We start from the raw sequence: 13,189 nt of genomic DNA on the forward strand, positions 1-13,189 counted from the left end.
TTATGTTCTGTTTTTCATGTTTTTGTTGTACACTAGAGGATAGCAACATATGGTGATATTCACTTTACACAAGGGGTGGTGACTAGTTTCTTGAATTCAATTAATTTAAGTAAAACACTTAAGTCTATAGCTGAGCTATTTAAATATGCGTTAGTTGGTTTTACTAACATTACAATAGATATATTAATAATAAACATTCTATCCTACACCACTGGAATTACTAGTGGTAAAATGTTGTTCATTTTTAACATAATTGCATTCTTATTTTATTCTATTTCCGGGTACATATTGAATACTAATTTCACTTTCAAAGGAACTGCCTGCCCAAAATCCTATTTTCAATATGCTTCTGTACTTTTTTTTAGCATGATTTTAAATAGCCTTCTTTTAGTAATATTAACAAGGAATAATCCACTCATTGCTCTTATTCCAAGCGAACCAAATATAATCAAGCTAAATCATCTATGGCTTAGCTTATCTATCCTTGTAAATTCAGTAGTTATAGGATTACTTGGTTTTTTAATTAATAAATTTTTCGTTTTTAATAAAAAAAGGCATGCTACGATTAGTTTGAATTAAACTCACATTGCATGCCTTTTTTTATATTTCTATTCTAAAATAACAGCGTCTACATAATCATCTACTAGTGCATTGGTTAGGTTTTTACCTCTACCTGCTCTATTTTGAACATTTATATCATCAAGTTTTATAACCTTGTTTTCACCTTTAAAGGAGCTGACCGTTAGTGATAACCCCTGATCTAGTGTGACGAGTACTTCACTCTTTGGTTCTGTGTTTTTTACTACAGCCCCTACCAAATCTACAAATATAACTTCATCATCATCTTTTAGACTTATTCCCGTTACCCCAGAGGCAACCTTTCCCATAAAGTTAATATTATTCACATTAAATCTTATGCACATTGCCTTTTTTGTCACCAGTAACACGTCTTTATCTACATTATCCATGTTGATTTTTACGGAGGTTATTTTATCTTCCTCTGTTTTAAGTTTATAAACCAGTGTGGAGAAAAAATCTCCCTGGAGTTCACTAATTTTAGTTCTTTTTGTAAATCCTTTTTTTGTAAATAAATATATACTAGCTTCCTCGCTAAAATCATCCACTGAAACAATATCTACTATTTTATCGTAAAGGTTAAAATTATCTAATAGAGTATTTATAAATACACCCTTCTTAGAAATATTTTGAATCATATAACTTGGTAATTTATGAACTATTCCATTTTGCGTAAATATAAGTAGCGTAGATGATGATTTTGTGTAGGTGCTTAATGTAGTATTACTCCTTCTACTGGATATTTTTATTGCACCTTTTGCATTTATACTAATATTAAATTCCTTATAGTCAGAATCCTTAGTAAATTCTATTTGTTGTACCTGATCCTTTAATGTGAGATGGAATAACTGAGTGCCCATTGTATTTCTATCAATAGCTTCAATCTCCGGCTTCTCTACAGAAAATTCTAAACCTTCCTCAGTGGATACCTTTATAAATTTCTCTTGTTTTTCCTTCCCTATTAACCACACCTTTAGAAGTTTTTCATCTTCTCTTAATCTTAAAGCCGTTAATTTAGTATAACTCGTAACAAATTTATCCAAATCAGTTCTCTTTATATTCCCTTTGTTGGTAAAGAACATAAATTCATTATGACTGGACAATTTTTGAGTGGAAAAACAATCAACAATTTTTTCTTTAGTAAGATCTATTGCTCTGATAAGAGTATCAAGTCTTTCACCTTTTTCTTTCCACTTATATTCTGGAATTATATCTCCCTTTAACTGATACATATTACCACCCTCAGTGAATATCATTAAGGTATCCTTAGTATTCGTATCAATTAAATGTGTATTAAAATCTCCTTCTCTATATTCTATATCTTCTATATTAGTGTTAGACCTATTATAGGATTTCATAGGAACTCTCTTTATATAGCCGTCATTAGATAGAGTTATCATAATATCCTCTACCACGATTAATTCATCCAAATCTATTTTAGCTTCGTTATCATCCTCAATAATTTCAGAACGCCTCGGGTCGTCGTATTTTTCTTTAATTTCTGAAATTTCCATTTTTATTACTTTCAAAAGTTCATTTTTATTTTCTAATATTTTTTTATAGCCCTTAATTAATATTTCTAATTTTTTATATTCTTTTAGAAATATTTTTATTTCAAGTCCTGTAAGTTTATATAGCATAAGTTCAAGTATTGCTTCCGTTTGAATATCTGTAAACCCAAATTTAACTTCAATGTTTGTACCAGCATCCTTTTTGGATTTTGAACTTCTAATTGTGGCAATAATTTCATCCATTACATCTATGGCCTTAATAAATCCTTCTACGATATGAAATCTCTTTTCTGCAACTTCTAATTGACTTTGAGTTCTTCTAGTAACAACGTCCTTTTGATGATTTAAATAGTGCATCAATATAGTTTTAAGTCCCATAGTTTCAGGTTTACCTTTGGCTAATGCTACCATATTAAAAGGCACAGTACATTGAAGTTCTGTTTTCTTTAATAAGTATCTAAGTACTTTAGTGGCAGTGTCCTTACTTGTAGACTTTTTAAATTCAATTACAGATCTAAGTCCACTTCTATCGGATTCATCTCTAATATCTATAATGGGCTCTAAAGCTCTCGAGTGCCTTTTATCCGCTGTCATCTCAGAAATAGCCCCTAGCATTTTTGCCTTATTTTTTCTGTACGGAAACTCTGTAATAACTATGCCAAGACGTCCAGTTTCTAAAATTTCAATTTTAAGTTTAGACCGTAGTGTTACCTTACCTTCTCCAGTTTCATAGGCCGACTGTATAGCATTCCTGCCGATTAAAATTCCACCTGTTGGTAAATCTGGTCCTTTGATATATTTCATTAACTCTTTTGTGGTAATTTCCTCATTATCAGCATAAGCTAAAACTCCATCAATTACCTCTCCTAAATTATGCGGTGGTATGTTTGTAGCAATTCCAACCGCTATTCCAAAGGTTCCATTCACAAGTAAATTAGGATATCTTGCAGGTAGTACCGATGGTTCTTTCTCTGTATCGGAATAATTATCTACCATATCCACAACGCCTTTATCAATATCCCTTATCATTTCAAGCGCAATAGGTGAAAGCCTTGCTTCTGTATAACGCATAGCAGCTGCATTATCACCATCCTGACTTCCCCAGTTTCCATGACCATCTATTAATGGTTTTCTTGTAGAAAACCTTTGAGCAAGGATTACCATAGCTCCATAAACAGAGCTGTCTCCATGAGGATGGTATTTACCAAGTATATCTCCAACTATTCTTGCTGATTTAAAGTATGGTTTATCCGGAAATGCCTTTAGCATATACGCTCCATAAAGAATTCTTCTATGCACTGGTTTTAGGCCATCTCGTACATCTGGAAGGGCCCTCTCTCTGGCAACTTCCACTGCATAGGGAAGATAGTTATCAGGCATTGCTTCTTCAATTGGAGTCATTACTATATTATTATCTTTAGGTATGTCAACTTTTTTTGCCATTTAATAAATTCCTCCTAAAATTCAGCGTATTTATACATGTAATTTTTTCTAGGTGCAACAACATCCCCCATAAGGAGTGAAACCATTTTTTCTGCCTTAGCAGCATCTTCTATAGTCACTCGCTGCAATGTCCTAGTAGTAGGATTTAGTGTAGTTTCCCAAAGTTGATCAGGATTCATTTCCCCAAGACCCTTATATCTTTGGATAAGGTAACCCTTACCGATTTCTTTTTTCGTCTTAGCTAATTCTTCATCACTATATGCATACCTAGCAACCTCACCATTTTTTCCATTTTTATAAACTTTATAAAGTGGAGGCATACCCATGTAAAGATGTCCATTTGCAATTAAAGGTCTCATATATCTATAGATAAAAGTCATCCAAAGTGTCCTAATATGATATCCGTCAACATCAGCATCACTTAAAATAATTATCTTATCGTATTTTAAGTCTTTTTCATTATAATTAGCCAAAACACCAGTTCCAATGGCGGTGTTGAATATTTTAAGTTCCTCACTAGCTAGTACATTTTCTAGCTTCTGCTTTTCAGTATTCATAATCTTACCTTTTGAAGGCATTATAGCTTGAAATCTTCTATCCCTAGCTTGCTTTGCACTTCCACCAGCTGAGTCACCTTCCACCACTATAAATTCTGTAACTCCTGAATCTTTTAGTGTACAAACTGCAATCTTACCCGCAAGAGGGGATGCTCCCTTACCTACTTTTTTTCTTTCAGCGTCATTGATTTTTTTTATTTTATCGCGCCTTGCTGCTGCTGAAACTGCATTATTTATTATGTTAGTAGCTATTTCTTTATTGTCTTCTATCCATTCTAAAATTTTAACATAACAGAGTTCATTCATCATACTATAGGCTTCATTATTTCCCAGTTTGCTTTTAGTCTGACCCTCAAACATTGGGTTGCTTATTTTAATTCTAACAATTGCCGTCATCCCTTCTCTTAAATCGTCACCCTCAAATTCCTTATCTTTATCTTTTAAAAGATTAAACTTTTTGGCTCCTTCTTTAAAAGCTCTTGTCATTCCTGTTTTAAAACCAGTTTCATGAGTTCCTGATTCTGTAGTAGGTATATTGTTAACGTAGCTTGCAATGTATTCCGTTGTAGAATCAGTAAATTGCATGCATATTTCTCCATATAATTCTATTCCATTTATCTCTTTTTCACCTTGAAAGAATACAGCCTCCTTATGAAGAAGCGTTTTGCTTTCATTTAGATAATCAATAAAATCTAGTAGGCCTCTTTCAGAGTGATATTCCTTATCTTTAATACCTTCTTTTCTCTTATCAATAAAGACTAAGGTAATTCCTTTGTTTTGAAAAGCTAATTCTTGAAGCCTTTCATCAATTACATCAGTTCTAAATTCTAGCGTAGTAAATACATTTTTATCAGGCATAAAAGTAACCTTACTACCCGTTTTTTTTGTTTCTCCTACTATTTGAAGTTTACTTACCGGTGTACCAGGCATAAGTCTTTTTAAATCATCATCATATGCATATTCGAACCTTTGAGTAAAAACTTTCCCTTTTTGTTTTATTTCAACTTGAACCCATTCTGATAATGCATTTACAACTGCAGCACCAACTCCATGAAGCCCACCAGAAGTTTTATAATTTTTATTATTAAATTTTCCACCAGTGTGTAGCTCAGTAAATACCATTTCCACACCAGATTTATTTTTTATAGGATGCATACCAGTAGGAATTCCCCTACCATTATCAGAAACTGTTACACTTTTGTCTTTATTTAAAATTAGTTCTGCTCTATCACCAAAGCCATTAGCTATTTCATCTATAGCGTTATCTAATATTTCCCATATACAATGATGTAACCCTTTGCTTCCTGTAGTTCCTATGTACATACCGGGTCTTATTCTTACAGGCTCTAGTTTTTCTAGAGAAGTTAAGTCAGTTACATCATAGGTTTGCATTTGTTCAACATCTAAACTCATAAAAATCCTCCAGTAAAATTTTATTACACAATTGTTATTTTATATGTTTACTCGCAAAAGGTAAAGTAAATTTAATACTAAAATAGAACACGCGTTTCTTTTTTAGCATTTTTATATTGTTTTTTTCCAATTTTTAATTTCTTCAGTAGCTGTTTTTATATCTGCTACGTGAATTTTTAATTCATAGACATATTTATCAGAACCATGAGTATACATGGGGTCATAATATTTTATCATAAGTTCACTTACCACTTCATAGTATTCTGATTTTGAAACTAGCTCAGAGTATCTATCAATGTTTTTTGCTCCAATATGTTTTTCCAGTCTTTTTAGACATTCAATTATTTCCTCGTTACAATTTGCAAATTTCGTATATTCATTAACAATAAGATCTACTCTAAAAGCAATATCTGCTTCTACAAAAATATGTATACCAGTTTTCATTTTCTGGAATATAAAGTCAGGTATTGTAGCATTTCCTATTCGTTTGCTTTCTGCTTCAAGAAATACGTAAGAACCCTTACCCTTTTGTAACATATGAAATATGTTAGATTCAAATTGTTTTTGACTAGTAGGTTTACCAAGCCCTACTGTTCCTAGTAGTGATCCCCTATGATTAGCAAGTCCTTCTAAGTCTAAAATATGAAATCCGTCACATTCTAACTGTTTAAGTATTTCAGTTTTTCCAACACCAGTGTTACCATGTAAAACAATATATTGAACATTTTCGTTAAGCTTCGGTAGATTTTCAACTACAAACCTTCTATATCCTTTGTATCCCTCATTTATTCTCTCTGTATTTACACCAAGGGCATCTAGTAGTGTACCAAGTATACCACTTCTCATTCCACCTCTAGCACAGAATAGAATAATTTTATCATATTGTTTCTTAAGTTCTTTTATTTCATCATAGATATTGAGTAATTTTTTAGACGCAACTGAAAGGCCTATTCTTTTTGCTTTTTCAACACTTTCCCTTGTATATACGGTACCAATAATTTTTCTTTCTTCATCATCAAATAAGGGTATATTGATTGCACCATTTATAGTTCCCTCATGAAATTCACCTGGACTTCTTACGTCAACTAATATGTAATTTCCTTCAATATCTTCATACTCTATAGTTTTTAACATTAATTTTTCCTCCTGGCTTTATAAAAACATTAACCGGCAGAATTAAACACTCCTACCGGTTAATACAGTAATTCGCTCTAATTTTGTTATGCCCTTAATTAATTGTGTTATTAGTTGGCGGCAATAAAGCCACAGCTAATCTTACCAAGTATTTTATGCTTTCATCATCTATGTTACCTTGAAAACACAATAAATCAGTAGCATTCTTTGCCATTTGAATAGCTTTCTCTTCTTTAAATTTATTATCCTTATCATTATAATTATTTTCTACATATTTTACTGTTTGCGATATTATTCTAACGATTTTTTTCACGTTTTCAGTTTTAGATTCACCCTCGGATAAAGAACCCAGTATCACATAATGGAGCCCAAAATAGTCATCCACAATATTTACTTCATTATCCTTTAACAAATAAACTAAATATCCAAGTCCTATAACTAAAAGCAGTACTAATATATATTGAATAATTATTTCTACCATGAACGTCCCCCCTTTATTTGAATTTATATTACTTTATATGCTATTCAAATAAGAAAGGGTACATGTTTCGGTTTAATGCCTAAGTAATTAATTTAATAATTTTACAATTTAACTATATCAACAATAGTTTCTATGTGAGGCGTGTGTCTATAATTTGCATTTTATTTTATCTGTATACATTTTATAATACTCTGTGAGCATTGATATAATACCATATATGAGGTATATAATAATTTTTAAGCACTAAAATTATTTAATTATAACTAATCATATTTTATGTACCGGTGGAAAATGGTCGGGATTTCCGCCATATCATTTAATTTTTTGTATCTTTTAATCAATGCTTTTATATTAACTAATCGTATATAATAATATTTTGTGTAACGTTGGCAAACGGGTTGCATTGCCACCATAAAACTCAACTTTAGTATTTAACCTACATACCATATCTCAGCCCATTGATATTTGTACATTTATACTTAACATTCTATTAAATAGTGCGTATGCTTCTAGTTCCCTTAATCAACAATAATTATAATCTACTCCTGCTTATACGTCAACAGTGATAAAGATAAATGATTCTGATAAATAAAGATTTGATGTGGTTTTTAAAAAAGTTATACATCTCTCAGTTATTCTTTAGTAGCATTTTAGACAATTCAAATCCTAATAATAAATAATTACCTGATTACCCTCCTATAGCTATTGCTACAATTAATAATAATATTCTTAAAACTGTCTTTTAGTAATAGTAATGTCATACATATATCTTGATTCAATTCTTCTCTTGAATGTTCAGGTGTTTTATAATGATTTAGCAATACAGCCTCCATATTAATAGGGGCTGAAAAAGCGTTTATATTTAATGACTCCCTATTTGTATTAATCTGTAACTATTGCTTGCATGGTTAATCCTGAAAGTTTAAATAGTATTTATTCTTTAAAAATCTTATATGCACTATAAAAATAATGCCAGATACCTGAGTTTGACGGTTATCTTTACTGTTTTACCTAGAATACTGACATTTTTTACTGCAAATTTCCTATTTTTTTATAATACATTTCGCCATAACTAATACCAATTTTTATTCCGCTTATTCACTGCGAAAATAAATTACACTTATAAAAAGACTCATCCAAGTTATTAATCATTATTATACTCAAAGGTTAAAACATGTTACAACTGACTTGTTTTTATCTGCGTTGTATACCCTAAAGATAAATTATAGCTATAATTATTTGTAAAATTATTTCATAGACACATACATCAGTCCAGCCAAACAATCCCCAAGAAAAGGTACCTAGTAATGAAACTAATGCACCACCGCAAAAGTAAAACGCCATATACACAGCATTATTCCTACTGCGGGCTGTGGCATCTAAAGTATTAATACGGGTTTGGAATTGATAAAGATTTACCAATATCTTCACATGATTTTAGCAGTTCGACATCTGGTATAAAATATATATCATCCATCCATGGATGATATTCTGTTAAGATGCTATGTGCAACAACATGATACACAATCTCACTTGAAATAACTATATCTCCAATCTCAAGTCGTTTATTTAATGCCCCTGCAACTCTTGTTAATACAATATGCGAAATTTCAAATTTATTAACTAGAATTTGTATAGCAATAGCAGCATTAACTTTACATACTCCACAAAATGCTGATACTCCTTCATAAACTCCTGAATAGAACTTTAACATAGCATGCTCACTAAGTTTTTTATTTGGGTGACTTTCAAGGTTACTCCTTGCTTCAAGAACTTGAATAACTCCGTCTAAACCCTTTAAATTATTATACAAACCATAACCTTGGTTTGTATAATAATCTATAAATCCTTCTAACCACTCTTTTGGTCTTTCACATATAATTCTATTAAAGGATACATTAATATCCGCTCGTTCCACATATTACATCATACAGGCTACGTTTTGGCCATTATTTATTACGTCAACATAAGGTGTAAGTAATTCTATGCTTTCTATGTTTCCACTGGTGACATCAATAACAACAATATTGGTTTATATATAAAAGAATAAAAAATATAATGGTACACAATGAATTTAAACCCATCGATACTATCAGAGCTAAGCGATGCTATAGTAATATCAGTTGGAGTTTAAGTAACTTTATTAGCTGGAATGACAGAAGTAAAAAATATGATAATTGGCATTAGTTATTGGTCCTAAGCACATTATAAAATAAATACAGAAAGATACGTATACAGGAGTATAAATTAACAAACAATATAATTAATGTTAGTAATAAACTATATTAATAATACTTGAAGTATTGTTTCTTATAATAATAAAAATTAGTTAGGTGGTATATTATGAATTTACAATTTGTTCAAGGAAATCCTGTTTTTACAAATATAAATAAGGTTCCAAGACAGTACAATTATTTAACAGAAAATATAGAAACAGATGTAGTAATAGTAGGCGGTGGAGTTACAGGAAGCATATTAGGATATTATTTTTCTAAACATAATATTAAATGCGTAATACTAGAAAAATATAGAATAGGTTATTGCAGTACAGGTCTTACAACATCTTTGCTTCAGTATGAACTAGATGATAAACTTAATGATTTAATGGATGCTACAACAAAAGAAAATGTAATAAGGTCATATGAATTGGGAGTTATTGCATTAAAGCAAATAGATGACATAATAAAGGAGCATGGTAACAAATGCGATTATTTAAAAAAAGACACATTGTTATACACTTCAAAAAAATTAGAGAAGGATGAAATATATGAAGAGTATAGAATTAGAAAGGAAAATGGATTTGATGTAGATTTTATAGATGAGTCTAATAATCCTTTTGGGTTTGATATAAAAGCTGGCGTATACTGTAATGACGGTGGGGCAGAAATTGATCCTTATAAATACACCCATGAGTTATTAAACATCTGCTCGGAAAAAGGAGTTACAATTTATGAGAATACAGAAGTTGTAAAAATTGACTATGAGCAGAGTGGAGTACTTATTAATACTACATATGGGTATAAAGTAAAAGGCAAAATAGTTATAGTAGCTACTGGGTATAATACAAAATTATTTAGTAATAGGAATTTTGGGACTAAAACTACTACATTTAATATAGCGACAAAACCTGTTAGCGATTTTTCAGGATGGCATATGAGAGCACTTATTCGCGATAATAACTTACCATATAATTATTATAGAACCACTCAGGATAATAGAATTATAATTGGGGGAGAAGACATAAGGTTTGTTCCGGATATATTTAATGAAAAAGCTGCAAAGAAAAAATATGATATATTAGAGCAAAGATTAAAATTTATGTTTAAAAATATTAAAGATATAGAAATAGATTATAAGTATTGTGGAGCATTTGCATCAACAAAGGACAATTTAGGCTTCTTAGGAAAAGACCCTCATAATGATAAGCTATGGTATTGTTTAGGCTATGGTGCCAATGGAGTGTTATTTTCAATGCTAGGTGGAATGATGCTTAGCAATTTATATTTAGGAAAACGTAATGATGACCTGTCATTATTTGCAGTAGATAGATTTGATAAATAATGGCTATGTTTATTTTATTGGGTATGGGTCACTGTTTATATGGGGGTATGTGTAGTAATGGAACGAAAAACTGGATTTAATTCGCTTAAAATTACCAGTTTTAATTAAACCGGTTACCTTTATTTCAACACTTTAATCCAAGTTCATTATATATGCACACTCATTTAATAGATTTTAATTATAAAACTTTAAATACATAAAAAAATAACTTTTGTGAAAAAATAGTAATGAGGAGTGATTAAAATGGAAATGAACACTACATATACTACTATTAAAAAGTTATTAGATGCTCAAGAAAATGTTAGAGACTATCAATCATTTGCAAGACAAGTATCAGAAGAAGTTAGTAATACATTCAACGAATTTGCAGAACAATCTGCAATGCAAGCAAAGAAATTACAAGAATTATTAAATACACATGACGGAAGCCAATATTAACTAGGGATCCTTATTCAATTACTATAAGATATAATTTCATTAAGTAAATAGAGACAGGTTACATAATATGTAACTTTTATATGCAATTTGAAAAAAGGCTACAGAATTGAAAAGATGATATCTGTTCATATTAACTGCCTGCTGTCATAATCTATACCCAAAAAAGTAGACAATGGAAATTATAAAATTAAATTAAACGGCCAAGGCCCTAAACTCCATTGGGCTAAGGCTGTTTAATTTTTTTGTAATCTCTTGGTATTATAGAATCTAATATATTCATCTATTGCATTAGACAGATCCTCATATGGGTTATATTTGTGTATGTAATACTTTTTGCACATTAGAACCCGTGAAGAAGCCCGTGCAGCTGTATTTGAATATGTTGATGTATTTTATAATTGGTAGCGAATACACGCCTCAGATGAATATGTAACATTTGAAAATTATTATAATAAAGCTAATCGAAAGGCTAAAGTAGCATAAAACGAAATATTAAGTTATTCTACCAAAACAAGAGATAATACTAGTTTAGAGGATCTAGTTTATTGGGCAAGGGTCAGGTCACTTTCCATTACTACACAACGCCCAATTTATATTCAGTAATGCTCTAGTTAGTAACTTTATAGTTATCATGATTGTGCATAGGATAAAATTGGCACTTAGTATTTATTAATAAAAAACTTATTCCCTATAGGGTGACCATGCTAATCTACATGCTTTAAACAATATAACTTATTGTAGCCTCAGGCAAACATTTTTTAATTAATTCTCTAATGACCTCTTCAGCTGCATTTCTATATTCATTACGATATGTATACTTTCCTGGTCCCTTTGGTCTCATTTTAACCTTATCAAATAAATTTACTGCTTTTGGCATGTTTTCTGTATTAATATCAAAATTAGGCAAACCATAGGTCATAAATATTACCTCTATAAATAATTGATTTTTAAGCTTAAATGATAAGGTCTCCTTAACTTGCTTAAACATATTATTATACATTATTATCCATAATTATTCCAAGATTATAGGGTCAATATTTAATCCTATTTTATATCCAGCTTCAAACATCTTATTTGCCGCAATAATTCTCTCTTTTAAGCTACTAGTGCCAAACTCTACTTTTTCTATAATCTATTGTGGATTAATGGAAATTCGCATTTGTGTGTGACCATTGTGATTAGCCGTTAATAAATCGTCCACAGCATCAAACTTTGTTGAAAAGGTGGCTGTCGCATTTTCTAGCTTTCCAAACTCCTCAATTACCCATCTTAAATTTCCCGTAATAGTATTTTCAAGGACCATATCAGAATTACTACCTAATTAATAAACCTTATGTTCCCCTACTTTCACAATCGTCTTCTTCACTTTGTTCATTATTTCATCTCTATTCATATATACTCTCAGATAAGAGTTAGTGTTGAAATGGCAAACTAAATAACAATAAAGACAGTGCCTAGAATAATGGTATCGTACAATTGCACGTACAAAAGACCAGTATAATAAAAAATTATACTGGTCTTTTAAACAACCTGAGCGGATTCCAACGAATCCATTTTATAATATTAATCTTTATAACTAGATAATTGTTGAGTTGCAGAGTTAAGACAATCTATTGCTGATTGAATTTTAGTTTTATTATCTTCTTTTTCTGCTGAACTAAGTGCTTGTTGCAATGATGCAACCGTATTTTGTACACTTGTCATACTTTGATCAACATATTGTTTAGCTTTTGGCATAAATAAAACCTCCCATATATTTAATTTCATCAATACCTAGCTAGTATGGCAATTAAGGATAAAATATATTCATTAATTAAGATACCTGAAGAAGAAAAAACTTATGATCCTATAAAAAAATTTATTTGAAAAACTATCAATAACAAGTTGGTGTTAGTATAATATTGTAGACACGAAAACTTGAACAGTATAAAATAAGAATTGAAGGGATGTGTCTACAATGGGAAGAACTCAAAAACAATATACAGATGAATTCAAAAATACTTTAGTAGAACTATATAATTCTGGAAAGTCCTTGGCAGATCTAAGTCGCGAATATGGCATAGCAAAATCAACAA

The 13,189-nt window shown here is 30.6% G+C and carries 9 protein-coding genes and 1 pseudogene; 3 read left to right on the forward strand and 7 right to left on the reverse strand.

Features of this window, described 5'->3' with window-relative positions; all coding sequences use genetic code 11:
* Positions 1-90: 90 nt before the first annotated feature.
* Entirely contained in the window at positions 91-579 is a 489-nt protein-coding gene (locus tag ACJAX4_RS05090) for a GtrA family protein (RefSeq protein WP_435788371.1), read from the forward strand.
* Between the two features lie 29 nt (positions 580-608).
* On the opposite strand, the gene ACJAX4_RS05095 is transcribed toward ACJAX4_RS05090, so the two are convergent.
* The 5 genes from ACJAX4_RS05095 to ACJAX4_RS05115 all read right to left on the reverse strand — a co-directional run bounded on the left by ACJAX4_RS05095 (position 609) and on the right by ACJAX4_RS05115 (position 9,033).
* A complete protein-coding gene (locus ACJAX4_RS05095; RefSeq protein ID WP_435788372.1) occupies positions 609-3,530 on the reverse strand; it encodes a DNA topoisomerase IV subunit A in 2,922 nt (973 codons plus the stop codon).
* A gap of 14 nt (positions 3,531-3,544) precedes the next feature.
* The gene (locus tag ACJAX4_RS05100) at positions 3,545-5,500 is read right to left on the reverse strand and encodes a DNA gyrase/topoisomerase IV subunit B (RefSeq protein ID WP_435788373.1); all 1,956 of its coding nucleotides are present in this window, start codon (positions 5,498-5,500) and stop codon (positions 3,545-3,547) included.
* Positions 5,501-5,611: 111 nt separating this feature from the next.
* The gene (mnmH, locus tag ACJAX4_RS05105) at positions 5,612-6,634 is read right to left on the reverse strand and encodes a tRNA 2-selenouridine(34) synthase MnmH (protein WP_435788374.1); all 1,023 of its coding nucleotides are present in this window, start codon (positions 6,632-6,634) and stop codon (positions 5,612-5,614) included.
* Positions 6,635-6,728: 94 nt separating this feature from the next.
* On the reverse strand, positions 6,729-7,115 hold the full coding sequence (locus ACJAX4_RS05110; RefSeq protein WP_435788375.1) for a hypothetical protein: 387 nt from the start codon (positions 7,113-7,115) through the stop codon (positions 6,729-6,731).
* Between the two features lie 1,387 nt (positions 7,116-8,502).
* Entirely contained in the window at positions 8,503-9,033 is a 531-nt protein-coding gene (locus ACJAX4_RS05115; protein ID WP_435788376.1) for a hypothetical protein, read from the reverse strand.
* A gap of 425 nt (positions 9,034-9,458) precedes the next feature.
* Between ACJAX4_RS05115 and ACJAX4_RS05120 the strand changes: the two genes are divergently transcribed.
* A complete protein-coding gene (locus ACJAX4_RS05120) occupies positions 9,459-10,676 on the forward strand; it encodes an NAD(P)/FAD-dependent oxidoreductase (protein WP_435788377.1) in 1,218 nt (405 codons plus the stop codon).
* Between the two features lie 243 nt (positions 10,677-10,919).
* On the forward strand, positions 10,920-11,114 hold the full coding sequence (locus ACJAX4_RS05125) for a hypothetical protein (protein ID WP_435788378.1): 195 nt from the start codon (positions 10,920-10,922) through the stop codon (positions 11,112-11,114).
* Between the two features lie 718 nt (positions 11,115-11,832).
* Here the strand turns inward: ACJAX4_RS05125 and ACJAX4_RS05130 are convergent.
* Both ACJAX4_RS05130 and ACJAX4_RS05135 read right to left on the reverse strand, forming a co-directional pair.
* Positions 11,833-12,417: pseudogene (locus ACJAX4_RS05130) on the reverse strand (spore photoproduct lyase family protein).
* Between the two features lie 260 nt (positions 12,418-12,677).
* The gene (locus ACJAX4_RS05135; protein WP_435788379.1) at positions 12,678-12,851 is read right to left on the reverse strand and encodes a hypothetical protein; all 174 of its coding nucleotides are present in this window, start codon (positions 12,849-12,851) and stop codon (positions 12,678-12,680) included.
* Positions 12,852-13,189 lie beyond the last annotated feature (338 nt).

The sequence above is a fragment of the Clostridium sp. genome, from assembly GCF_051278035.1.
Classification (GTDB): domain Bacteria; phylum Bacillota; class Clostridia; order Clostridiales; family Clostridiaceae; genus Clostridium_AD.

What these genes read in the sequence shown, in the direction of transcription:
- ACJAX4_RS05095 (WP_435788372.1), bottom strand. Translation starts at nt 3,530, where the DNA reads ATGGCAAAAAAAGTTGACATACCTAAAGATAATAATATAGTAATGACT.
- ACJAX4_RS05100 (WP_435788373.1), bottom strand. Translation starts at nt 5,500, where the DNA reads ATGAGTTTAGATGTTGAACAAATGCAAACCTATGATGTAACTGACTTA.
- mnmH (WP_435788374.1), bottom strand. Translation starts at nt 6,634, where the DNA reads ATGTTAAAAACTATAGAGTATGAAGATATTGAAGGAAATTACATATTA.
- ACJAX4_RS05110 (WP_435788375.1), bottom strand. Translation starts at nt 7,115, where the DNA reads ATGGTAGAAATAATTATTCAATATATATTAGTACTGCTTTTAGTTATA.
- ACJAX4_RS05120 (WP_435788377.1), top strand. Translation starts at nt 9,459, where the DNA reads ATGAATTTACAATTTGTTCAAGGAAATCCTGTTTTTACAAATATAAAT.
- ACJAX4_RS05125 (WP_435788378.1), top strand. Translation starts at nt 10,920, where the DNA reads ATGGAAATGAACACTACATATACTACTATTAAAAAGTTATTAGATGCT.
- ACJAX4_RS05135 (WP_435788379.1), bottom strand. Translation starts at nt 12,851, where the DNA reads ATGCCAAAAGCTAAACAATATGTTGATCAAAGTATGACAAGTGTACAA.